Source organism: Zoogloea sp. (genome assembly GCF_030157465.1).
Lineage (GTDB): Bacteria > Pseudomonadota > Gammaproteobacteria > Burkholderiales > Rhodocyclaceae > Zoogloea.
In genome coordinates this window covers 1-22911 of the sequence record NZ_JAOAUU010000152.1, presented here as the reverse complement: position 1 = coordinate 22911, position 22911 = coordinate 1, and the positions used below count along the sequence as shown (strand labels likewise).

At 61.8% G+C, this 22911-nt stretch carries 17 protein-coding genes and 2 pseudogenes; 6 read left to right on the top strand and 13 right to left on the bottom strand.

Annotation, left to right across the window (positions count from 1 at the left end; genetic code table 11):
- Position 1: 1 nt before the first annotated feature.
- The 6 genes from Q1W26_RS18725 to Q1W26_RS18700 are packed head-to-tail and all read right to left on the bottom strand — an operon-like array spanning position 2 to position 11365.
- The gene (locus Q1W26_RS18725; RefSeq protein ID WP_300443205.1) at positions 2-1465 is read right to left on the bottom strand and encodes a hypothetical protein; all 1464 of its coding nucleotides are present in this window, start codon (positions 1463-1465) and stop codon (positions 2-4) included.
- Positions 1458-2867, bottom strand: a complete 1410-nt coding sequence (locus Q1W26_RS18720) for an AAA family ATPase (RefSeq protein ID WP_300443203.1) — start codon at positions 2865-2867, stop codon at positions 1458-1460. The genes Q1W26_RS18725 and Q1W26_RS18720 overlap by 8 nt, the downstream gene beginning before the upstream one ends.
- The gene (locus Q1W26_RS18715; protein WP_300443201.1) at positions 2867-3292 is read right to left on the bottom strand and encodes a hypothetical protein; all 426 of its coding nucleotides are present in this window, start codon (positions 3290-3292) and stop codon (positions 2867-2869) included. The genes Q1W26_RS18720 and Q1W26_RS18715 overlap by 1 nt, the downstream gene beginning before the upstream one ends.
- A complete protein-coding gene (gene pglX, locus Q1W26_RS18710; protein WP_300443199.1) occupies positions 3289-6888 on the bottom strand; it encodes a BREX-2 system adenine-specific DNA-methyltransferase PglX in 3600 nt (1199 codons plus the stop codon). Before pglX ends, Q1W26_RS18715 begins: the two co-directional genes overlap by 4 nt.
- The gene (pglW, locus tag Q1W26_RS18705) at positions 6885-11147 is read right to left on the bottom strand and encodes a BREX system serine/threonine kinase PglW (protein ID WP_300443197.1); all 4263 of its coding nucleotides are present in this window, start codon (positions 11145-11147) and stop codon (positions 6885-6887) included. The genes pglX and pglW overlap by 4 nt, the downstream gene beginning before the upstream one ends.
- Entirely contained in the window at positions 11144-11365 is a 222-nt protein-coding gene (locus Q1W26_RS18700; protein ID WP_300443196.1) for a helix-turn-helix transcriptional regulator, read from the bottom strand. Before Q1W26_RS18700 ends, pglW begins: the two co-directional genes overlap by 4 nt.
- Before the next feature lie 469 nt (positions 11366-11834).
- On the opposite strand from Q1W26_RS18700, the gene Q1W26_RS18695 reads away from it, so the two are divergent.
- From Q1W26_RS18695 to Q1W26_RS18685, 3 genes and pseudogenes are all read left to right on the top strand, one after another.
- Positions 11835-13040 carry a Fic family protein gene (locus Q1W26_RS18695; protein ID WP_300443194.1) on the top strand — a complete coding sequence of 402 codons (1206 nt, stop codon included), beginning with the start codon at positions 11835-11837 and terminating at the stop codon, positions 13038-13040.
- A 267-nt stretch (positions 13041-13307) separates the two neighbouring features.
- On the top strand, positions 13308-13970 hold the full coding sequence (locus Q1W26_RS18690) for a DNA-binding protein (RefSeq protein WP_300443192.1): 663 nt from the start codon (positions 13308-13310) through the stop codon (positions 13968-13970).
- A gap of 22 nt (positions 13971-13992) precedes the next feature.
- Positions 13993-14601, top strand: a pseudogene (locus tag Q1W26_RS18685) (transposase); the annotation flags it as partial.
- A 184-nt stretch (positions 14602-14785) separates the two neighbouring features.
- On the opposite strand, the gene Q1W26_RS21550 reads toward Q1W26_RS18685, so the two are convergent.
- The 6 genes and pseudogenes from Q1W26_RS21550 to tnpB all read right to left on the bottom strand — a co-directional run bounded on the left by Q1W26_RS21550 (position 14786) and on the right by tnpB (position 18303).
- Positions 14786-15214, bottom strand: coding sequence for a type II toxin-antitoxin system VapC family toxin (locus Q1W26_RS21550; RefSeq protein ID WP_366143707.1), 429 nt, complete (start codon positions 15212-15214; stop codon positions 14786-14788).
- Positions 15214-15477 carry a type II toxin-antitoxin system Phd/YefM family antitoxin gene (locus Q1W26_RS18675; RefSeq protein ID WP_300443189.1) on the bottom strand — a complete coding sequence of 88 codons (264 nt, stop codon included), beginning with the start codon at positions 15475-15477 and terminating at the stop codon, positions 15214-15216. The genes Q1W26_RS21550 and Q1W26_RS18675 overlap by 1 nt, the downstream gene beginning before the upstream one ends.
- 372 nt (positions 15478-15849) lie before the next feature.
- Entirely contained in the window at positions 15850-17025 is a 1176-nt protein-coding gene (locus tag Q1W26_RS18670) for a hypothetical protein (RefSeq protein WP_300443188.1), read from the bottom strand.
- Positions 17026-17167: 142 nt separating this feature from the next.
- Positions 17168-17389, bottom strand: coding sequence for a hypothetical protein (locus Q1W26_RS18665; RefSeq protein WP_300443187.1), 222 nt, complete (start codon positions 17387-17389; stop codon positions 17168-17170).
- Positions 17390-17888: 499 nt separating this feature from the next.
- Positions 17889-18209, bottom strand: a pseudogene (locus tag Q1W26_RS18660) (transposase); the annotation flags it as partial.
- The gene (gene tnpB / locus Q1W26_RS21545; RefSeq protein WP_366143706.1) at positions 18136-18303 is read right to left on the bottom strand and encodes an IS66 family insertion sequence element accessory protein TnpB; all 168 of its coding nucleotides are present in this window, start codon (positions 18301-18303) and stop codon (positions 18136-18138) included. The pseudogene Q1W26_RS18660 and the gene tnpB, both read right to left, overlap by 74 nt.
- 909 nt (positions 18304-19212) lie before the next feature.
- Here tnpB and Q1W26_RS18655 point away from each other — a divergent pair.
- From Q1W26_RS18655 to Q1W26_RS18645, 3 genes are all read left to right on the top strand, one after another.
- Positions 19213-19443: a ParD-like family protein gene (locus tag Q1W26_RS18655; RefSeq protein WP_300443186.1), complete on the top strand. Its 231-nt coding sequence runs from the start codon at positions 19213-19215 to the stop codon at positions 19441-19443.
- The gene (locus tag Q1W26_RS18650; protein ID WP_300443185.1) at positions 19443-19730 is read left to right on the top strand and encodes a type II toxin-antitoxin system RelE/ParE family toxin; all 288 of its coding nucleotides are present in this window, start codon (positions 19443-19445) and stop codon (positions 19728-19730) included. Before Q1W26_RS18655 ends, Q1W26_RS18650 begins: the two co-directional genes overlap by 1 nt.
- A 388-nt stretch (positions 19731-20118) precedes the next feature.
- A complete protein-coding gene (locus tag Q1W26_RS18645; protein ID WP_300443184.1) occupies positions 20119-21921 on the top strand; it encodes a phage integrase family protein in 1803 nt (600 codons plus the stop codon).
- A 523-nt stretch (positions 21922-22444) separates the two neighbouring features.
- On the opposite strand, the gene Q1W26_RS18640 is transcribed toward Q1W26_RS18645, so the two are convergent.
- Positions 22445-22911 (bottom strand): DUF4113 domain-containing protein (locus Q1W26_RS18640; protein WP_300443183.1); only part of this gene is annotated, 467 nt, incomplete at its 5' end.

The window sequence follows — 22911 nt, the reverse complement described above, 5'->3', positions numbered from 1 at the left end:
TTTACTTCAGCGGCTTCACACCGCCCCTGCGACCCAGTCCGAACCCGATGCGGTACACATCGGGCATCTGGATGCGCTGGTCGCGAAGCCGCTCGATCAAGCCCAAGGTCTGGAGATCGTTCAGCACACCAACGGTTCCCAACCCCAGGCCTTGCGGTGGAAGCTTCACGCCCAAGCTCGATTGGGCCAGATGCCCCTTCAGTTGCTCGATCGTCTTGCTCTCGGACCAAAGGCGATCGAATTCCTCCTCCACGCAAGGCACGGTGAGCTTGCCGCGCAATGGCTGCATCACAAACTCGATCCATGGATAGTCTTCGGTGCTCACCTCACTGACGCGAAGTCGAGATGCAGCCTGCACACCCGCCTGAATGGCCCGAAAATGGAGCGCGGTATGAGAATCCTCCGGCGTGTGCTGCGCTGCGTGACGAACAGCTTCGCAATAGCTGCGCGGGCTGACCTGCCCCAAGCCATCCACCAGATGATTGACGAGCCAGGTGTAGGGCTTGCCGCGTTTATAGCCGCTCGGTCCTGAGGCCATCGCACTGCCGGCCAAGCGCTCGAAGAGGCGTTCCTGCAGCTTTTCGTCGGAGCGCAGCGCTCGCGGCAGAAACCACGTCTTGTCCAAGGACGTGAACACCTGCCCCGTCACCTCGGTAACTGCTTGGCGAAATACAGCACCTGCCTGTCCCGCATTACTTGCACACTGGAATATCAGGGCATAAAGATCCGCGCGTTGCCAACGCAGTTCAGCCTTGCGAGCCAGCAGTTTCGAAGCATCGGGAAAACCCGTGATCTCCTTGTCCTGAAGCATGTCGGGACGCAAAAATATCTTGAAGCGGATGCGTTGAGTGGAGCGGACGTCCAGTGCCAGTTGCAGCAAGGCGCGGGCCAGGGGTCGAATGGTTGCCCAGTCGTCAGCCAGGCGGTCCAAAGCGTCAAAAAGCACAACCAGCGTGCGCCCCTTCGATGCCAGCTCAGCATCCTTGGCCCGCAGCAACTCATCGAATGCCTCGGGCTGCTCCGCGACCCATTTCACTCTCTCGGTCCACCGGGCCGACACCGGGAAAGGTGCGCCGAAGTTCGCGCTGTGTGCCAGCACGGCGCGCCAGATGGCGCGTGCCGAGTAGGTCTTCAACAGCGCAGCCAGAACGTCCTGGCTGGGTGCGTGTTCGGAAACACTTTGCGCCCCGAAAGCCTGCACAGCATCAAAGGCGCTGCTTGGCATGACCCCTGGGAAGGCTGTCTCGATATAACGACGATGTTCGTCCGAAGCCAGGTGTTGCCACCAGAAACTCTTGCCCGATCCCCGAATGCCTTCGACCACGCTGCTGTCGATATCGAGGGCCTTGGCGTGGCTTGGCGGCACAAACGTGAACGCCGGCTCGCGTACGTCCGATGCACCGGCCTGGTCTACGGCCGGCAGTGATTCGATCAGCGCAGCGCGCAGCTGGGTGGCTTCAGTCATGGTTCAAGTCCGGCAAAGCCTGGATCACTTCCTGGATGAAGGGCCCGAACGCCAGGTCGATGTCCGTGTCGTCCACCCCGCCGGCACTGCGGCCAAGCAAGGGGTCGAACTCCTGGAAGCGGGCATTCCAGCGCACTCGCATCGGGAAATGCGGCCCATCCTCATTGTGCAGATCAAACGAAAAGGCATCTTCCGGCGTGTCGGCATCGGGCTCCAGCTCGTCATAGATCAGATCGCGAAACACATCCCAGGCGTTCTGCACGAATCGACTGGCCCGCTCGGCCTGATCGCTCTCGGGAAACAGCGCTTGCACCATCACGATGCGCTCACGCACCTGGCGCAACACTGCCGGGCGCTGGTGCCAGTGATTGAACAACTGCCGGTAGCCTTGCCAGTTCTGCTGCGCATCGGTGGCAAACAACAGCGCCACCGAGGCCAGGCTGCCGATGGCCACGGCAGCCACATCGTGCAGGCCGGCCCGGCTGTCGATGAGGACAATGTCGGGCCGCTCCTGAGCTTCCAGCAAGCGGGTGATCCGCAGCATCCGGTCCGCGAAAGTCTGCGGTCCCGTTGGCGATGGCGTGTCTGCGTACACCCGGGCCAACTTGCTCAGGTAGGCGGTTTCGCCCTGGCCCATCGCGGCGGCAACGCGTATCGAGCCCTGCGTCTGGTCGGCCAATGGGCTGAGCGAAACCATGTCTCGCAGCACCTCATCGCCTTGCCCCACCGCATCCTCGACGAACCAGTCCACGAGTCCATAAGTGGCAACCCGCTCCTGGGGCAGCAGCAGGCCCGACAGGCCGGGTGACTCCAGGTCGAAGTCGATCAGCAAGACACGCTTGCCGTCCCGTGCCAGCCGATAGGCCAACATTGCAAGCGCTGTCGACCGGCCAACACCGCCTTTCAGCCCGTAGAACACCACGCGAGGCGGGTGGCCATGCTCGTCGAAGCGACGGGTGCGCAGCCAGTCCTGGCCAATCACCTGGCGGTCCAGCAGACGCACCATGATTTCCCGAGAAAGCACCTCGCTGCCGTCCTCCTCCGTTGAGGCTGGCACGGTAACCAAGGTTTGATACCAATCAGGATGTTGAAATAATGAAGCCGGATTGGAAAAATCGTCTCGGAACAAGACCCCCGACGATGTGGAATACGGAGTCAGAGTCGCTGCAAGCGTCCCCAACAGCTCAAACGCCGCAGCTGGGTAAATATCATCGGGTGTAGCTGCAGCCCGCGGGCCTTCGGCCTCCTCGTCTTCGGCCAAGGGCCGCCAGGCATCGACGGCAAAGCGCAGCTTGCCGTAGACGTCCCGAACAATGCCGACCGGCCATTGAGGCGGCAGACGCTCGTCTTGCAACGCCAGCGCTGCACGCACAAGGGCTTCGTTGAACTTGCATCCGCTCATCACAACACGCCTCCACCTGCCGCTTCATCCAACAGCGCATCCATTTCAAGGGCCGCCCATTCCCACGCCTCTAGGGACGTTGGTAACGGAATCGCAGACTCACGCCAGTAGCGGTGGTCAACACACCAGTTTGCCAAAGAAGCCAAGTTAGGCAGGCGACTTTGCAGCACGCTTGCAGCGCGTCCATCAGGCAGCATCATCAAGCCATTGACCAGCATGTCCAGCTTCGGCAGATGCTCCCGATACGGCTTTTTTATGTTGCCGGCTGCATCAACCGCAGCGCCACCACGCACGAGCAACGACTTCAGCCCGCATTCGACGGAGATGCCAAAGAGCTGACCTGCGTTAACATGACGCTCATGGTGCTGCAGCAGGTGCGCATCGCGAATGTGCCGACGGGCCGCAGCGACGTAATCGACGCTCATACCTTCTTCGTCCTTCCCCGCTTGGAAGCCTTAGCAGCCGGCTTCCAAGCCCGCAGATCGTCCAGCGTGAAGCCCAAGGCCCGCGCTTCCTCGGTGACGAAGCTGCGGTAGTAGTCACCCATGCGCTCGCCGAACACCGGGTCGAGCTCGTTGTGCCACTGTTCCAGCCAGGGCACCAGCTCCAGCAGGCTGGCCAGAAGGGGTTGCAGGCGGGTGGGTTCCCAGCCTTCGCTGTCCTTCATGTCTATGTAATAGCCCGCCAGGGCCGTGGCCTGTTGCAGGTGGTTCCAGCCGGCCCAGGCGATCGCCAGGCTGCCGTCCGCGCCGCGTTCGCAGCCGGGGTAGCTCACCCAGCGCTCCTTGGGCACGTCCAAGCCGCCGCGCAGGCGCCACAGGTCGGCTTTCAAAAAATCCTTGCTCTGGTACTTGGGCGGCACGGGGATTTTGCCCACGTCTTCCCCGGCGTCTTCGCGGCGTTGCAGGGCCCAGGTGTCCTGCCACTGGGCGCGTTTGCGCAGGCCGGTGTCGGTGTAGCGCTGCACGGGCAGGGCGGGCACGGACTCAAGGGCCACCAGCTCGGCCACCAGCTGTGGCAGGTCGAAATCGCTGTGGCCGGCGTAGAGCGCGGCGATCTGCATAAACTCGGCGTCGTGCGACACCGCCTCGGCCAGGCGGCTGGTGCTGGTGAGCTGGGGCGGCTGGTCGGCGCTGGCCGGCCACAAGGCCGGGGCTTCCAGGCGGGCCAGCAGCCAGTCGCGCAGGGCGGCGTGTTCCTGGTCTTCCCAGCGGGGCGAGTTCCAGCGGCGCTTGAACTCCGGGCGTTCGATCAGGCCGATGGATTTGTCACTTTCGATCAGCTCGATGCGGCGTGCCACCACGCGGCGGTAGGCCTCGGGCCAGTGGGCGGGGATTTCGGTGATGGGCGTGGAGCCGTGGCGCTCGAACCAGGTGGTCTGCTCCTTGCCGGCCGCCACGCGGCGGGCAAGTACGATTTCGAAGGCACGCTCGCCCAGCGCGACCTCCACTGGGGCGTGAAACTCCACTTCTTCGGCGCTCACGCCAGCTGGCAGCAGGCGATAGAGCTGATAGCAGTGCCAGTCCAGCTCTTCCTGGTTAGCAATCATCTGGCGGCGTAGTTGAGCCGCTTGGCCGCAGGCGGCATCAAGGCTGGTGCGGGTGGGGAGCGGATCAGCAGCCAGAACCGCTGTCGGCAGCAGTGCGGTGACTTGGCGGGATTGGGTGTCCAGACGGCTGGCGATGTCGAGCGGTCGCGAACTTACCAATGGAAACTCAGCAACTTGAGAGGCGTTGTGAGCGTATCGAAGCTCCCATTTCTCGTCGGAGATACCCCCACCGATGCCGCCGTTACCTTTGTTGAAGCACACCTGCTTCAACCAAAAACACGCCACCGATGAATTCAGCAGCCCGAGCAGCCCCAGGTGTTCGTCTTCGCTGCTGCCAGCGGGCAGCTTGATGACCGGCGCGGTACGGTTGAAGACTTTCCCCTGTTGGTCAAACACGAAGTGGTTGTGCGTCGCAATCTCACTGAAGGCAAGCAGGTGTTCAGCTCGGGCGCGGTCCTTTGGGAACTGGTGATAGTCCCACCATGGCCGGCCTGCTTCGCGATATGTTTTGCCGCCAAACACTGACCTCGCCCACAAGGTGGTGCGGCAGGGCCACATCCACCGCAACGATGAGTCCGCAGGAATGGCACCCCACTGGATGATTTCATCGTCATAGGGAAACAGGATTGACTCCTCTATTGCCAAGGACCAATCGCGAGTTCCGTCGCCACGTACACAAGGTCTTGTGTACTCACCACAACCCATCCGCTCAAAAAAGGCTATGGGTTGAACAAAGAAATCATCAGCGTGGGTGTCTTGGAAGAATCCCATTGACTCTGCAAGGTCTCCGAGCCTCTTGGATGAGAGCTCTTCGAGAGAATCCTTTAAATCTGCAGCACCGCCGCCCCCAATGCTCCACGGATGCTTGGCAAACGTCGCCCGTAGCGTATCCGCCACGCTGACGAAATCACTCTCGCTGCCGGCCTGATCGATCTGGCCGACGATGGCGCTCCACACCAACCCCTGCGCCGGATCGTCCGGCGTGCTCGGTTCGCCCTTGATGCCCATCACGGTGCGCACGCCTTCATCCACCGGCGGGCGGTGGCGGCCGAACAGGATGACGGTGGGCGTGCCGTGGCCGGGGATGTAGGCGCCGGAGGTGTCCACCACATGGGTCAGGTCCAGCCGGGGCAGCACCTGCTCGATCAGCTTGCTGCCGAACTCGCGCTTCATGAAGCTGTTGGCGGTGATCAGCCCCACGTAGCCAGCGCTGCGCCCCTCGGCCGCCGTCACGGCCAATTCGAAGAAGCGCTCGGTGAATGGGGCGCCCAATGAATACTGACGATGGCAGCTCGCGTACTCTTTCCGGTAGGCCGCATTGAGCGCCGGGTCCTTGACGACGATGTAGGGCGGGTTGCCCACCACCGCGTGGTACTGGCGGCCCAGAATGTGCTGCACCTCGCTCAGGTCTTCGCTGGCGTAGGCGTGGGCCAGGCCGGTGTCGGCGTGGCTGTCGGCGGCATCAAACAGATCCTGGCTCTGGGTGAGGCCAAAGCGCGTGCCGTGCAGCAGGCTGTCGCCAATGGCCACCGACACCTTGAAATCGTGCGCATTGGCCAGGCGCTGCACGCCGGAGGCCTGCAGGGCTGCCACGAACAGGCGAAAGCGTGAGATGGCCACCGCGAACGGGTTGAGGTCCACGCCGGCCACTGCGTCGAGTGCCTTTTGCGCGATGTCCACCGGGTTGCGGCCGGGTTCGTTGCGCTGCCACTCGGCCAGCAGGCGGTGGAAGCCGCCCAGCAGAAAGTGCCCCGAGCCGCAGGTGGGGTCGATCAGGCGCACTTCCCGAAAGCCGAACTCGCGGATGGCCGGGGTAAGAGTGCGGTCGAGGATGAACTCTTCGACAAACTCGGGCGTTTGCAGCAGCGCGTAGCGCTTGCGGGTGGCCTCGGACAAGTCCTGGTACAGATCGCCCAGGAAGCGGGTGTTCCACGCAGGGTCGGTGAAGTCGTGGGTCAGCGTGCCGGTGTTCGGGTCGACCTGCTGCCAGAACTGACGCAGGGCCATGGCGGCGTCGCCGCTGATGCCCAGCCGGAAGGCCGGGTTGTGGGCTTCGTCAAAAAAAGTGTGCAGGCCGGGCAGGGTGCCGGCCTCGCGGAAGGCGGCGAGCAGGTAGTCCCGGTCGTTCTCCAGCGGGTGGGCCTGGAAGTAGGCGTCGTGCCGATCACGCACCAGGGCCAGCCGGCCCGATTCGGGCGTGCCGCCCAGCCAGGGGCGGTCCACCAGCTGGTTGTCTTCGATGAAACGCAGGAACACGCAGCTGAGCAGCCAGTGCACTCCGGCCTGGGTAATGACCTGGTCGGCCCAGGTTTCAAAGGTTTCGGCGCAGCGGTTGACGTCGTTGGCGGCCTGCCATTCGGCCTGCAGGCTGGTTTTGAGCTCGGGGAGTTCTTTGATGCGCTGCCGCAGATCGTCTTCGAGGCGTTTGAGCAGTTTGGTCAGGTCGGCGAGCAGTTGGGGGGCGTGGATCACTGGGTGTGCTTTCCGGAGGCGGCGGTCGAAGTGGCGTGGCTGGCCCGGTGTTTGTTTTCCACCCAGGCCTGGGGCAGCGCCAGGGCGCGGGTGTTGTTGACCAGGGGCACGGCCACGCCGTCGATGAGGGGCAGGCCCTGGTGGCTGGTGGGCAGCAGCATCCAGGCGCAGTGGGTGTGGCCGGGGCGGCCGGCGTGTTCTTCCAGCTCGGTGACCAGGTGCATGAGTTCGTAGCGCGCCAGCAGCCCTGCGCACACCAGCAGGATGGGCGACGGGCTGTTCAGCAAGGCGGCCCGCAGGGCTGGCACCGCGCGCTGCACCAGGCGTTGCAGGTTGGTCCAGTGGCGGCTGCCGTGCTCGGCGGCGTCGGCCTGGAGCACGACCTTCCAGTCCGCTTTCATGGCCTGGGCTTGCTCACGCAGGGCAGCCAGCAGCAGCGCGTCGAGGTTGAGCCGTTGCACGGCGCTTGGCAAGGCAGTGGGGTGGCCAAAACGGCGGAGCAGCTCGGCCTCCGCGCGGCGAGCGATTCGAGGAGGCACTGTCAGGACCAACAGCCCTCCTTGGTCCAGCGAGCGCACCAGGCGCTCTTCGACCGCGGCAGCCTGCGCTGCATCGCTATCACCCGCAACGTGGGGCGTCAGGAGCGTGGCTTGACGTGAAAAGTGGGTGGTCGTGCCGGCGGTTTGTCCCCGGCTCAGGGTAGCCAGACGGTAGGCGCCGCGGCCATCGGCAGCGGTGATGTCCCAGGTGAGCGGGGCACCGGCCTCTTCGAGCAGGCGATCCAGGCCGGGCCTGTGAGGTAGGTCCGATGCTTCGGGGTAGCGACCGCGGACGCGATCCTGGATGTCCTTGGCGCGCAGCTCCGGAGCCCCGACCAATGCACCCAGGGACTGGCGCAGCGCCTGGATGGGCGCCATGCCGCGCATGTACATCTCTTGCCTGCTGGACACCGCGGCCTTGCGCGAGGCCGAGGCGGCGAGGCGCAGCAGGCGGGTGGGCGGAATGAGCGCTGGTGCGTTGCCACCCAGCTGATCGGGCCTTGGCAGGGGCACCCCCTCCAGCATCTCCAGCACGCGGGCCGGTGGCAGCAAGGGGTCGGCCAAGGCGCAGGCATCCGCGGCTGCTCCCAGTTGACGTGCGTAGTCTGCCCATAGCGCAGCGCTGGCGATCAGCAGGTGGGGTTGGTGGTCGTAGGCCTCAAAGCGCGGCTGGTCGAGATGAGCCTCGGCCTCCACGGCACCACGCAGTACTGCGGTGGCCTGGCGCAGGCGTTCGGCATCATCCTGTGAGGCGCAACCGCGCAGTGCCAACAGGGCCAACGCGCCTTCTCTCGCGCTCATAACGTTGCCCTGACTACTCACGAGGGTGTCGAGCTGGTGACGTAGCTCGGTGAAGGCCGGGTTCTTGAGCCAGCGCGCCCGGGCCTTGATCAGCGTGGCGGTGAGGGTGGCACGATCCACCTCGCCGGCCTGTGCGGCATCGCCGAGGCTGGGCCAGACGCCCGCTTTCACCGCATCGTCCAGGCCTAGGTAGTGGGCGAGGGCCGCTTCTTCGGGCCGGTCGTCACCGGCCGGACGGCGCGGCAGCAACTGGGCGGCAAGCTCGTTGATGCTGACCGCGCCCTCGATATCTTCGTCGGCATCGTGCGCAAGGCTGCGGCCCTGGGTCAGGTCTGGCCGCAGGCGGGCCAGCTCCTTGGCGGTGAGCCGGATTTCCTTGCGGATTCTGTCGCCCACGCCCTTGAGATAGCGGAAGCGAACGCGGTCTACCGCCAGGAGTTCGCGGGCGTTGTGCACGCCCATGCGCTCCAGCACGACCTGGGCTTCGAGACTGTAGCCGAGCTCGGCCATGGTGGTTTGCGGGGTGGCCGTGGGGGCGATGGCGGCCAGGCCGCTGGCCGGCGCAGCATCGCCGGGGTGCAGCGTACGGCGTGCGTTGAAGATGGCCCGCCATTCGCGCAGCATGTCTTCGGCGTTGTCGAAGCGCTCGCGGTAATCGCGCTTCAGCGCTTTCTCGAAAAAGCGCGCAAAACCTTCGCGCGTGACAGGGTCAAAAACATCCCGCTCAATGGTGGCTTCGACGTCAAGCATAGCCGGCGAGGTCTGCCCGTCGCCCCACACTGGCGGCTGACCAACGGCCATCTCATAGAGTGTGACAGCCAAGGCAAAGCGCTCAGCGTACAGGTCCCATCGCGGGGGTTTGCGCAACGACAGGAAGGGGTCCAGATAGGGATGGGTGCCTGCCGTGATGTTGTCGGCTGGGGTTCGGCATAGGGAAAAGTCAAACAGCACCAGTTGCAGCTTGCCGCTACGGTTTTCGGCGATACCGATGTTGTCGGGCTTGATGTCACGGTGTGCCACGCCCTCGGATTCGAGGTGGTTCACGGCCCCAATCAACTCTTCGCCAAAGCGCTGCAGCATGTCCAACGAGAGGCGGCGTTCTTCCTTGAGTTTCTCGGCCAAGGTCTTCGCGCCCGCGCTCTTGAGCAGCAGTGCGGTGCGGCCGGAGATGGTGAGCGTTTCGCGGTGGGCAACGATGTTTTGGTGGTGCAGGCGGGCCAGCACCTCGCCTTCGGCGACGAGGCGGTCGTTGTGCGCGATGTCGCAAGCCACTTTCAGGATGGCTTCATCATCATTGCCATCGCGACGAACTAGCAAGGCATCGCTAGAGGAACCGCGTCCCATGCGCTTGACGACCGTGAAGCCTCCCTCCAGGCGGTCGCCGGCACTGGCAATGCTGGGATCAACGGTGGCCTCGGGGTCAGGCGTGGTCAGCTCGTCCTCCACCAGATCCAGGTCATCCAGAAAGCCCTGGATCGTGTCGTAACGCGCGAGCAGGTCAGGAGCGGTGGCGAACTGGATCAACTCCTGCTGTCGGGCGCCGCAGCCGTCCATGGTGTCGGATAGGCGCAAGCCCTGACCTACACGCAACTTCTCCGACAGTTCTAGCGCGGACTCAGCCGGGGGCTGCCCGGTGAAGATGTAGTAGGCGATGCAGCCGAGCGAGAACACGTCGAGGCTGGCGCCTTGGGCGGGATCGGCCCGGGTGGTTTCGGGTGCGAGGTAAAGCAGGCCGAGGTCTTCAACGTAGTCCTCGACGTGGCGCGTTCCAGTGGTGTGGTGCACGGTGTTGGGCGCAGCCGAGCCCCCCACGTTGCGCGAGGCTGTCTGCCAGTTCATCAGGCGCAGGTGCATCGAGCCAGCGTCTGCGCCGTAAACCAGGATGCTCTGCGGCCCCAGGGCGCGGTGGTACAGCCGCTTGGCATGGGCGTACTTCAGAGTCTCGGCAATGTCGCGGACCATCTGCAGGCGCTGGGTGATGGTGAGCGTCTTGCCCCTCTCGCGGAGCAGGTGGTCGAGTCGCACAGCCTTGGGGTCGTGATCGAAGATCAGCGCCGGGCCGAGTTCCGTTTCCTTGTAGTCTTTGACGCGCAGGATACCTGGATGATCGATGCCTTCCAGCACTTCAAACTCGCGGCGTGCCTGGCGGAGCCGGGCGGCGCGGGCCTCCGGGCTGGACGCGGTGGCCAGGGTGTAGATGCGTACCCGCCGGTGGATGGTGTCAACGCTGACGTGACTGGCTTCCCAATCCTGAAAGCCTTCGCCTTCGGCGGCGAGTTTGGTCAGTTTGTAATCGCCGACCTGCCGGTGCTTGTTGGACGGGCGTATGCCGGCCTCAATCAAGGCCCTGCCGATTGCACGTGTCTGGGCGATATCTACCGGCGTGCTGGTGCGGGAGGTGATGCCATTGCTGAGGGCGCCAACGATACCTGGATCGTTTAGCGTACCTGGGCGGCCATGCTGAAAAGTGGCGCTTTTGGCCAAGCCTTCCAACTGACAGGCCAGGCTTGAAGATGAAAGGAAAATAGCCGGTTCAACGAAGGGAAGACGGATTTTCGCCTTCTTGATGGCCGGCTGGTGCCGCAACAGGCTGGCCAGGCGCTTGGACTTGCGGTTAGCGAGAATCAGCGGATTGTCATAGGTGAAAGTCCGGCCGTCTGTGGTCCACGTCCAGCTATGCACGTCCCCGCGCAACACGCCAGGGCGGCTCTTGATTTCAACCAAGAACAAACCTGCCGGCGAAAGCACCAGGGCGTCCACCTCGTTGACCTTGCCCTCATCGTCGATAAATTCGAAGTTGGTCCAGGCATGCCAGGGATCGCGATCGGGCAAGTGAGCCCGCAGCCATTCGAGAGCCTCGCGCTCCCAAGCAAAGTGGGATTCGGCTATGACGTGCCAACGTGATGCACTGAGCGTCACAAAGCGCTCCTGTCATCGTCAGGCACATGCTCAAAGAGTTCGCCCACGGAGCAGCGGAACAAATTGCAGAGGACATTGATGGCAGCCACATCCAGGCGCGTCACAGTCTCCTTGTATAGCGCGCTGACAGTGCTGCGATTCAAGCCTGTGAGGCGAGAAACATCAGAAATACGGAGCTTGTCGCGCCCCATGAAGGTCGACAGGTGGCAGCGAATCATGGCGAGTCCAGGATTGCGGGGGTGTTGCGCAGGGTAGCAAAACGCCACTCTACGCACAACCTCCGGTGATATTCATCTCGCCATTGCTGACTCAGCGCCGCTCTTATTTGTTTCCAGAGGGAGCCCGCGCAGGCTGTAGCCGGCCGCACACAGCACCGGATGCAGTACATCGCCTTCGGAGCCTTTGAGCCAGTTCCGCCGCAAGCCGCAGTCGTCCTTCAAATGCCCAATCACCGGGCGTCCTTGCGGGCAAAGCACGGCGCCAGCGCCGATTTGATCTCGGCCCACCGCATGCGATGCCATATTGTGGTCAGGGGTGGCTGACTATCTGATTTGGGCCCAAGCACGCACTGACGTGTTTGATTACATCGAGTTGTTCTACGAGCCTCATTAAACTCGCTAATAAAATAAATCCGGATAAACTTAACTAGCGCCCCGCACTAATTAAGTGGGCTTAACTAAGGACCCCATGGCCGACAATCCCACGCGACAGGACGCGAACCCGAGGATCGGGCGCTACGTCTCCACCGTCGCCTTCGACGAGACCGTCAGGGCTTACGTTCCTCCACCGCTCCCGCCGAGTCCCCCGCTGAATATCTCCCCGCGCCTGCTCGGGCGCCTGAGCGAAGCGGACCGCGCGGTGGGCCGTCTCGACGGCGTGGCGATGCTCCTTCCGGACAAAGCCCTCTTCCTGTACATGTACGTCCGCAAGGAAGCGGTCCTGTCGTCCCAGATCGAGGGGACGCAGTCGACCCTCGACGACCTCCTGCAGTACGAAAACGCCGCTTTGGCCGGGAAGCCGCTTGACGACGTCACCGAGGTCTCTAACTACGTGGACGCGATGATGTACGGCCTCGGCGTCATCAGGGACCCGAACGGGCTCCCCCTCTGCCTCCGCCTTTTGAGAGACATGCACGCGCGCCTGCTCAAGAGGGGCCGCGGCGAAGCCAAGAACCCGGGGGAGTTCCGGCGCTCGCAGAACTGGCTCGGCGGGACCAGGCCGGGGAACGCCCAGTACGTACCGCCGCCGGTCAACGAAATGGACGCGTGCCTCGGCGACCTCGAACGCTTCCTGCACGACGACTCCGAGGGCATTCCACCGCTTGTGAAAGCCGGGTACCTGCACGTGCAGTTCGAGTCGATCCATCCGTTCCTGGACGGCAACGGTCGCCTCGGCCGCCTGCTGATCGCCCTGTTTCTGGTCGAAAAGAAGGTCCTCCACGAACCCCTCCTGTACCTCAGCCTCTACCTGAAGACGCACCGGGAGGACTACTACCGCCTCCTGCAGGACGTCCGCCTCCGCGGTGATTGGGAAACCTGGACCGAGTTCTTCCTCACCGGAGTCGCCGACACGGCCAATAACGCCTACGAGAGCGCAATGCGCATCGTCACGCTGTTCCGGCACGACAGGAAACGGATCGAAGATTGCGGCGAGCAGACCAACTCCATGCTCCGCCTCCACGAGTTGCTCCAGATCCATCCGTTCCTCAATGCCTCCCAGGCCCAGGAGAAGACCGGCCTCAGCGCTCCCACGGTCAACAAGGCGTTTGAGGCTCTGGAGACCTTAGGCGTCGTCAGCGAGATCACCGGGAAGCAGCGCGGAAGGGTGTTCGCCTACGCGGAATTCCTGAAGATCCTGGAAAGCGGGACCGAAGTGCGGGCTGTGGCCGGGTAACCCGCGCGCCCAAGGGACCGTCCCCCCAGCGCGGAGGAGCCGGTTTTTCTGTGCGTGCACTGAGAATCCGCCGCAGTCGCGGCCTTACCGGAACGGTTACGGTGGACCGCACTCGACGCTGAAAGGGTAGGAAATGAGCGGTTCCGCGAGGGATCTGGCCTTCGGCGCGGCGGCCGTGGTTCTTTTGATAATTCCGGCCGCGGGAGTTGTATTTTGTAGTATTTTGTACGTTACTACAACATACTACATTTAACAGAGGAACGTGAGATGGCATCGACTACCAAAGACCGGATTTTCGCAATCGCCGAAGAACTCGACGCCGCCGGTGCGAACCCCACCCTGGCGGCAGTCCGCAAGGCCCTCGGCGGCGGCAGCTTCACCACGATTTCGGAAGCGATGGCCGAGTGGCGGAGCCGGAAAGAGGCCAGAGAGGCGCCGATCCGCGAACCGGCCCCGCAGCTCGTCGCCGACCGCCTGGCCGAATTCGGCGCCGAGATCTGGGCGGCCGCCCTTGAGCTCGCGAACGGTCGCCTGGCATCAGAGCACGAGGGCCTCGAGACCGCCCGCTCCCAGCTCGAAGCCGAGAAGCGCGAGGCCGCCGAGCTGGCCGACCAAGTGACCGTGGAGCTCGAAACCCTGCAGGCGCGGCTCGCCGGGCTCGAAGCTTCTGAAAAAGACGCAAAGGCCGGAGCGGCCGTCCTGTCCGACAAGCTCGCCAAAGCATCCGAGCGGGCAGCGACCGCCGAAGTACGAGCCGAGGAGACCTCCAAGCGGGCCGACGACCTGAAAGCCGCCCTCGACGCGGCGCGGGAGGCTTCCGCCTCGAACATCGCAGGGCTTAACGCCGAGCTTTCACGCATCAACGCACAGAACGCGGAACTCGTCCGTGCCTTGGCCGACGCGGCCAAGGGCTCTGGTGGGAAAACCTGACCCATACAGCACCTCGATGGCGGAGCGGATCATCAGCACCGTCGACGACACCTTGATCGACGCCTGGGCCTCTTTCAAGAGCTTCAAGCGCAAGGACGATAAAGAACCGCCCAAGCCCGGGGACGGCACCGGAATGGTCGATTTCAAGGGTGAGAAGCTTTCGAACGCCACCCACCGGAGCACCACCGATCCCGACGCAAAGCTTATGCGCAAGGGCAACGGCCAGCCGGCCAGACTCAGCTACGGCGGCCATGCCCTCATGGAGAACCGGAGCGGCCTGTGCGTGGATCTGCTGATCACCGACGCCACCCTGGCCGAGCATCAAGCGGCGCGGCAACTGCTCACTCGTGCGCGGCGGCGGAAGATACACCCGAAGACCCTGGGTGCCGACAAGGGCTATCACGTGAAGGACTTCGTCCAGCACCTGCGGGAGCACAAGATCAAGCCACATATCGCCCGAATCGACGGGCGCAAGACACCGGGGCTCGATGGACGGACGACTTGCACCGAGGGCTACAAAGTCAGCCAGAGGAAACGCAAGCGGATCGAGGAGATCTTCGGCTGGCCGAAGACGGTGGGTTACAACCTACTGAGAATTGCGAAATTGCAGAGCGCGGGGAGTGCGGCATGAAGCGGCACCCGGAATTGGGCGAAAGCCCATTCCCCGACCCATTCGACGGGCATCAAAACGGGATTGGGAAGCCAATTCCGGAAATGAAGTCATGAGAAATTAAACAGCGAGGGCCCCGGCGGGTGCGGTTTCTCGGCGTTTTGCATCGACCTGCCAGCCCGCGATGGCGACGAGATTATGAGCGTCAGGGCGGAGGACTTGCCCACGGGTTTAGCAGCTTCACCCCTGTCGCCTCGAAGTCCCCGATGTTTGGCGTAACCACCGTCAGTTGCCGCACCAAGGCTGTAGCTGCGATGAGTGCATCCCGCTCCGCCCGCGGATCAGGTACGTGCAGCCGGGCACAGCGTCGGGCCACGGCGGCATCCACCGGCAGGATGCGATCCGCGAAGGCGGGAAGGACGTGCTTGTCGAGCCAACTACGGAGGACGGCGCCTTGGGCGGCATCTCGGCGTTCGACGAGCAGGACGCCCATCTCAAGCTCCAGCACGGAGATGGTGGAGAGAAATAGTTCAGAGGCGGGTACTCCTGACGCCCAGGCAGTAACCCTTGCATCCGCTTTGCCCGACGTCGCCTTTCGAAGCTCGGAGACGACGTTTGTATCGAGCAAATACATCAGGCGAGATCTGCCGGACGGAAGAGGGAACCGCCGATACGTACCGGCTCAAAGTCGATATCCCCGGCGTCTGGCTGGGCCAGCAGATCGACAATGCTGGGTTCCTTGGCCAGCAGCTTGCGGTAGGCCTCGACGGATAGCAGTACGTGGGAGGGGCGCCCGCGATCCGTGATGAAGACGGCGCCTTCGAGCGCGGCCCTTTTGGCGCGCCCGACATCGTGGTTGAACTCCCGGCTCGAAAGGATTGTGTGCGGCACGCTCATCTCCTTCGTGTAAGTATGTTGCTACATTGTACTTTGTCCTGCACAGGTCGTGATAGTTGCATTGGACTGTGTTGCGCTCACACCCCAGCCGCTCATCCTGCAATCCGCTCATATTGATCGTCACGCAAGCACACACGCACCATCCTGAATCTGCCCAAAAGTCGGAATAAGACCACAAATGGCGCCGGGTAAACAGCCCCCTGCGCCATGGGCTGACCATAAACGACTTTCTGGGCACGTCAGGATATTGACATTTATTAGGAGGGGCGAATGTCAACAGAACCTAAAGGGGTTTGCCCGCATCTCGTTCTTCCGGCTCGGAATAGTGGCACTGCCCCCCAGCCAGTTCGATCGTTTTTGCAGAAAATCTATTTAAAAATTTTCCAGTAACCCACGCTCCTTCAACAGATCTGTCAGGGTGCTGTCCTCGATCGCATACACGCCCCGTGACGCCCGCCAGATGAGGCTTTTTTCCTGCAAGGCGATCAAGGCTTGCTGTATCGCCGGGACTTCAACACTCACATTGTCGTCCCCCGCCTGCTGGATTGCCTGCTTGTACTTGGCGAGCGTCACCGCCTCGAAGGGCGCATACGCTGCGCCACTGGCGGCCATCACACGCAGCACGGCAAACTGAATCGGAGTAAGGCTGCGCACGACCCGCAACGTTTCATCGTTAGCCACTTGAATCTGGGCTTCGACCGCACTCCGGAAACGCTCGGTCACGTCCGCCGCTTCCAGGGCAAAATCAAAACGCAATTCGTCGGCCGCGGCACCCAGGATCTCCGGACGGTAGCCGGCACGCTCGAAGAGCGGCTGCACGACCTCGGCTTCCAATGGCGCCGGCAAATCATTCGTGTGCTGGCAAAACCACTCGACGTACTCTTTCCCCAGCGAGGGAAAGGGCACCAACGGTGCGCCGAAGAATGCCTGGTCCTTACTGTTGCGCAACATGGCCAACTTATCCCGATTCGAGCCGGTACAGACCACCCTCAGTCCGTGGTGCTCTCGACTGTTGAGCTCATCGCGAGCCGCTTTCAGCGAGAACATCGCGTCCGCCCCTGCAGAGGTCGTAATCGCATGCTGCGCCTCGTCGATAATCAGTACGATCATCTGCACTGTGGTGTCGGACAGCACGGACAGCGCTTGGACCAGCGAGACCTCTTTCCCGAGCCCGATGCGGTCCAGCGAAAATTCCACGCCTGCGATCTTGGCCCCACCAATGCCAAAGCTCTTGGCAAGCCTCTTTAGCGCAGACTCATGCTGGGAAAGCTCCGCCCGGATCGCCGCGACGATGACCTCGCTCGGATCTGCCTTGGGGTCTTCCCACAAATCGACGTAAATCACCAGCGCCCCTTTCTCTGAAAGCGCCGGTGCCAGATCCTCCCGCATGAAGGTCGTCTTGCCGGTACGGCGGGGTGCCGCCAGGAACACACCAGAGGAGGAAGCCGAGGTCGGAGAGACGTGCAGCACCTGCCCGGCAATCCTGGCAGCCAAGCCGGGCCGATGAAAAATATTGGGCGACCCCGAATGCAATTGAGTGGTGCTCATGCTTTACGTCATCCTTGAAAGATTAGGATAAATTATTTAAATTTATAGACAATTATATCTCGTTCTGACAGGAGGCCTTCCGCCGTCCGGGTACTCTACGCAGCGTTCGGTGGCAACCCAGCCACGTGCGCACGCTCTGGTCCTACACGAACTCCACGTACGGGTGGCGCAAGAAGGCGAACCTCATCACGGAAGCCCAGGAGCGGCGAAGCTCGCCGGTGGCCGGATCGATGAGCTTGGGGCCGGCGCCGAAGTCAGCCTGGGCCGCCTCCCCCGGCTCGAAGGTGAGGCGCACCGTGGTGTCGGGCGGCAGCTCGCGCCCGATGGCACCGATCTCGCGGACGAGCGCAGCGTGGATCGCCACGCCGGAGACGGCCTGGTCGAGCCAGCACTCGACGGGAGGGGGCGGTAGGCCGCAAGGGTCGACTGGGCGGACACGGGCAGGCGTGGGGGTACCAGCACTGCCGCAATCTCAGCGTCTGGCGGCAAGGGCCGAGTGAGCTTGAGCCAGCCCTTCTCGCGGGCCAACTCCCGGAAACAGGCTGCTTTGGCACGTCCCATCAAACCGGAACGCGAAATCTCGCGATCCGAATCGCCCTGACGCAAACGCATCAGGATCTGGCGGTACTGATGCATCTCGATGCTGCTGCGGGCCACCGGCTCTCTCCTGCCAAACCCGGCAGGGTAGCGATGGGCCGAGAAAGGTCGAGACGTCCGTCAGAGGAGGACTGGCTCCATTGTGCCGATCATCAAATGGCTCCTATGTGCCGGTCGGTGACACCCATACTGCACTTCGGTGGCGGAGAGGATCACCAGCACCTCGACCAACCTGCGCTTGCTCACCTCGCGCAGCAGCTTCAAAAGCCCGGTAGGTGCGTCTTGGCCCACTGGCCGATCACGTCCAGGCTGAAGCCCGACACAGGGGTGAGTTTGACGCGCAGCGGCTGTCCGTCATCACTGAGGGAGATGCCAACGACGAACGGGACCTTGTTCTCCGAGCCCCGACCGACTTTGCCCCCGCTACGCTCACCGCCCAGGTAGGCATCATCGACTTGGATCTGCCCATCGAAAACGTAACGCGTCTCTCGTTCGGTCATCGCCTGAATCGACTCAAGACGGGGCAGGGACGACGCATACGCGAAAGACGAATAACTGACCCAAGAAAGGATCCTGCTCAAGCTGGCTTTGCACCCGCGCCGCCAGGCCATCGAAGCCCCGGCGCATGTCGGTGAAACCGCAGGCCAGCAAGATACGGGTACCCGGATCGGGACCGATCATCGGGACAGACTCGTCAGCACCCCTTTAAGCACCGCCAGATCCACGGCCCCCCGCAACAGGAGGCGAGCACGGGGAAGCTCGATCTCAACCCCGCCGTCCGGCGAGAATGACCAAGGCGCCTGCTGGGGTGTGTCGGGCATCTGCTTGCAGGGCCATTCTTCGTCTCTCAAATGCCGCACCAAAAAGAATCTTGCCGATGCGATTTAAGCGCGCTTCTTCAGCGCACAAATCCCGCACCAAAAAAGTACATAACGTACATTACTCTTACAAATCAACGACTTATTTAAACAGAACCTGCAGTCTAGTTCTCGAATACCCGCACCAAAAGCCCTTTTTGTGGGCCGCCTGATACACGAATTTTTGTATCTCAAAAGCCGCACCAAAAAAAATACCCATATAAAACAGCGCACTACAGCCAGCTCGCTCACACCTTCACATGGTTTTCATCTTGAAATTGATTTGGTGCGGCTTGTGAGATGCGCAGAAAAAAGGCCGCCGAACACAAAAGTAAATGATCGGCCGATTCGCCTATCTATTTTCCAGGTCCAACTCTTGACTGCAGCACTCTTGCCGCAGCTACTGGTCTTTGTGACTGCTCCGCCGCCTTTAGCCATGTGGAGTAAAAACGCACACATTTTCGCGTGAGTGAGTAGCGGCCTTGCCGCTTTGCTTCCTGCAGGAGGCGGTTCTCAACGTAGGCCGTTCAGGTTGATTTGCCTGCAGCGACAATCAGGCTGATATCTAGCCAGGCTGGGTGTCCTCTTCCGAGCATTCACAATCAAACGAGACGCTGATGCGAGGATTGCCTATAGCGGAGGCCTCGGAACGCTGCAGGTACATCCGGTCGCTGGACACAGGCTTCCTGCTAGGCTAGGATTGGATTTACCACATTTGTAGTAAATTCCTATTATGTCTGCCACTACCTCAATCCGAATCGACCAGACGCTCTACAACCAAGCGAAGGCTGACGCAGCCGTTGAGCACCGGACCATCGCCGGCCAAATCGAGTTCTGGGCCAAGGTGGGGCGCGCCGCGCTCGATAACCCCGACCTCCCGGTGAGCTTTGTCGCGGAGTCCTTGGCCTCTATGTCCGAGCCACGGGAAGACGCGACACCGTTCGTACCGCAGAGCCGTCCGTAGTGAGCGAATACGGAGTCGTCCAGACACGTCGATTCGCTCGTCAGTACAAGAAACTGCACGACAATGTTGCGGTCGATGTCGACCAGGCTGTCGCCGGTATAGTGGCCAAGCCCGAGAGTGGAGAGCTAAAAAAAGGGGACCTGGCCGCCTTGAGGGTGGTGAAGTTCCGGAGCCAGGGTCAGCTCTACCTGCTCGGCTACACGGTAGAGGACACAGTTCGGCTGGTCTACCTGGAATGCGTTGGACCGCACGAGAACTTCTATCGGGACCTGAAACGGAACTATTAGCCCGGCCCTTAAATAGCCTGTCTATGCAGCATAGACAGGCAAAGGATGCTGGAAGTAGGACTGACCCCGTCACCCCGGCAAGCGTCCCCGAAACGTTGGACTTCGTTGAGCGCGAAAAACTCTACGGACTCAGCTGCGGCAAGGTGGGTATGACCTTGCTGGCCTCCCCGTTGATCACGCCGGGCGCCACCCTCTGAACGCTGGACAAACGACCGGACGCCCCGGGTGGGCGGTTTGAAGTCGCACATCAGACCCCGTTTCATTAACGCAAAGGGGGCGTCGGTGGAGGCCACGCTTTTTTGGCTTCACTATCAAGCCTGATAATTGCTATTAGCAGGCTTAAATTTATTGGTTAAAATCCAGTTTTTAAGCCTTCAGGCAGCTCGCCATGGCGCAAAACACTTGCATTGCGCACGACATCCCGCGTTACACGCGTGCCGACTTCACAGCGCTCAGGGCCTCACTGAACAAGCTGTCGATCGTCTTCATTGCGCAGAACTACTACACCGAAGAAGATTTGGAGGCCCTCGGCTGCGCGACGCCGGCCGACCTTGAGGACCGCCTTGATCTCATGCGTGATCACCTGGTAGAACGGGCTTCGGTGGCCAACCCACACATCGCCGAGGGTCTGCGCAACGCCAGAAAATCAGCCAAGTGGTCCCAGGTCGCCCTGAAATATCTATTCTTGGCCGCTGAGTTCGAGTCATCCCAGCCGCAGCGGCAGGATGCTTTGACTGCTTGGCTCAAACCCCGTGTTTCCCGTCATCTTCGAGACGAAGGTATTCGGACGCTAGAGGATCTCCTGACCCTCATTGAGGCCCGAGGCCCCACCTGGTGGAGACCTATCCCGCGCTTGGGCCAAGGCAAGGCCGGGGCGCTCCTCCGTTGGCTCCAAACCCACGAAAAGACGCTCGGTTCCCTGACGGTGACGGGCACCCAACAGGCACCAGTGGCCGGTGAGCTTGTCCCCATCACCCTGAGGGCATCCAACCCTATCCTGGTACCACTGGAAGGGATGCGTTTGCCGCGCGAACTGGATGGTCACCAAGGTCTGAATCGGGCTGCGAATTTTTCATTGATCCAGGCCCATAACGATCTCGAAGCCGTAGAGAGCTACCTCGTCAAGTTCCGAGCGCAGGAGAAGACCCGTCGGGCTTATCGGCGCGAACTTGAGCGCCTGCTACTGTGGTCGATATACAAGCGCCAGAAGCCACTTTCGAGCCTTCTCGTCGAAGACTGCGAGATTTTCAAGGATTTTCTGGCCACGCCGGATCCGACTTGGTGTGGTCCCAAGGCCTCGCGGTGGTCCGTGCGCTGGAAGCCGTTCGAGGGCTCACTGTCACCCAAGTCCCAGCTGTACGCGATCACGGTGATCCGGGCCTTTTTCGGGTGGTTAGTCAATGTTCGCTATCTAGGTGGTAACCCGTGGGTAGCAATCGGCAACCCAGTGACCGAAGTGGCCCTGCACCCGATGCAGATCGACAAGGCCTTGCCAGAGGTGTTGTGGTCAGCACTGGCGGATAGCGGCGGCTACCTCGATCAGGCAATCTTGAACGCAGAGGCCAGGAAAAAAGGACAACTTCGACTCGCAAAAGCGGCCCTTCTTTTGATCGGACACTCGGGGATGCGACGGGAAGAAGCAGCCACAGCCCGACGGGAGAACCTGAAGAAGATTCAGAGTCACAATCTATATGAGCTCTCAGTCCTCGGAAAACGGTCTAAGTGGCGAACCGTATTTCTACCCTCAGAGGCCGTGCAGGCGCTGGAGGCGCATTGGCGCGACCGAGGTGACGATCGGGAGAAAAATGGCTTTATTTTGTCGCCGCTGATGATTCCACCAACGGATCAGGCTCTCCGCAAGCACTTGGTTGCCGACGATAACGAAGCCAAAGGATTTTCGATAGACGGACTTGGCCGTTTGATCACAAGGTCACTCAAACAGGTTGCAGATGACTACAAGATCGCGATGACCGAAATAGAGCGGGAAATCCTAGCCACACGTGGCGTTCATGCGTTTCGGCACACTTTTGGGACGCTGTCGGTGGCCCAGGGCTTGCCACTGGATGTACTGCAACGGGTACTTGGTCATGCGTCTCTACAGACAACCTCGATCTACGTCCAAGCTGAACGGCAACGAAGCATTGAAGAGATTGGGTTGCTGTTTGATCGACGGAAAATCAAAGACAACTGACCCACGCAGCGCTAAGGGACTTAGGGACGATGGGGTTGCCAGGTGCTTATTTTTAGGCGCCTAAACTTTCTACGGCGGAGAGCTTCAAGAGCACTATGGCCAGCAGTTGCTTACAAGGTAAGCACGGCATGAAACAGAAACTGCTGCACCGGGAGCGCATCTTGGAAGCTGTCAAAACAGACGACGAAGTACCCTGACTCCACACCGAGCTCCTTTACGTCGGTCGAGCTCAAGGCGTGGCATTCGGAGCACAGCACCGCATCCACGCCAAGCGCTGGACGCAGAGCGCATGACTTCAGTCAGGGACGCCGCTTTGGCGTTCGGCAATACTTCTTGGACGATCTTCCGAACTCCGCGCTGGAGGGCGACCACGACAGCCACCTTTTCATCGCCCGTCGGTCTTGAGCTTCCCGCACCGACTCCTGGCAGGCCATAGCAGAGCTATGCGCAGTCCTTTGAAGAAAAGCGGGAAGAAGATTTCGTCGGTTTCGACCACGCCGGACAACCAGACTTTCTGTGCGGCTCACCTTGCCAACACCTTCGGCAACTCCTCCCACCTTGTGGTGTACCCCGGCGAAAGCCTGTCCCGCCGCATGGTCCATGTGCGGGTGATTCCTTCCGAGGCAAACTGCAGAGTCCGCCGCCCATACCGCCCGTTGATCTCATCCAGCACCTGCATCAGTGCCCGAAGCCGATTGCCGTCCTCTGTCTCGAACAACGACGGCTGCCGCTGACCAAGCGGCACCAAATCCAAGAGCATGATCCCTGCCTTGTGATAGGCGTAACCCGGCCGGTAGATCCGCTTGAGTATCCGGAACGCCCACCGAGTAAGCACCCGCGTATCGTCCGTCGGTGCAGACAACGGGAGCGTCACCGCCTGCTGATACTGGGGAACATCAGCTTTAAAGACGTTGGTTCGGATGTGCACCTGCACTGCACCGGCCAGGCAGCCTTGCCGGCGCAGCTTTTCCGCGGCACTGGCCATATAGC

What these genes read in the sequence shown, in the direction of transcription:
- Q1W26_RS18715 (WP_300443201.1), bottom strand. Translation starts at nt 3,292, where the DNA reads ATGAGCGTCGATTACGTCGCTGCGGCCCGTCGGCACATTCGCGATGCG.
- Q1W26_RS18670 (WP_300443188.1), bottom strand. Translation starts at nt 17,025, where the DNA reads ATGAGCACCACTCAATTGCATTCGGGGTCGCCCAATATTTTTCATCGG.
- Q1W26_RS18700 (WP_300443196.1), bottom strand. Translation starts at nt 11,365, where the DNA reads ATGATTCGCTGCCACCTGTCGACCTTCATGGGGCGCGACAAGCTCCGT.
- Q1W26_RS18695 (WP_300443194.1), top strand. Translation starts at nt 11,835, where the DNA reads ATGGCCGACAATCCCACGCGACAGGACGCGAACCCGAGGATCGGGCGC.
- Q1W26_RS18725 (WP_300443205.1), bottom strand. Translation starts at nt 1,465, where the DNA reads ATGACTGAAGCCACCCAGCTGCGCGCTGCGCTGATCGAATCACTGCCG.
- Q1W26_RS18720 (WP_300443203.1), bottom strand. Translation starts at nt 2,867, where the DNA reads ATGAGCGGATGCAAGTTCAACGAAGCCCTTGTGCGTGCAGCGCTGGCG.
- tnpB (WP_366143706.1), bottom strand. Translation starts at nt 18,303, where the DNA reads ATGATCGGTCCCGATCCGGGTACCCGTATCTTGCTGGCCTGCGGTTTC.
- Q1W26_RS18690 (WP_300443192.1), top strand. Translation starts at nt 13,308, where the DNA reads ATGGCATCGACTACCAAAGACCGGATTTTCGCAATCGCCGAAGAACTC.
- Q1W26_RS21550 (WP_366143707.1), bottom strand. Translation starts at nt 15,214, where the DNA reads ATGTATTTGCTCGATACAAACGTCGTCTCCGAGCTTCGAAAGGCGACG.
- Q1W26_RS18645 (WP_300443184.1), top strand. Translation starts at nt 20,119, where the DNA reads ATGGCGCAAAACACTTGCATTGCGCACGACATCCCGCGTTACACGCGT.
- Q1W26_RS18675 (WP_300443189.1), bottom strand. Translation starts at nt 15,477, where the DNA reads ATGAGCGTGCCGCACACAATCCTTTCGAGCCGGGAGTTCAACCACGAT.
- Q1W26_RS18655 (WP_300443186.1), top strand. Translation starts at nt 19,213, where the DNA reads ATGTCTGCCACTACCTCAATCCGAATCGACCAGACGCTCTACAACCAA.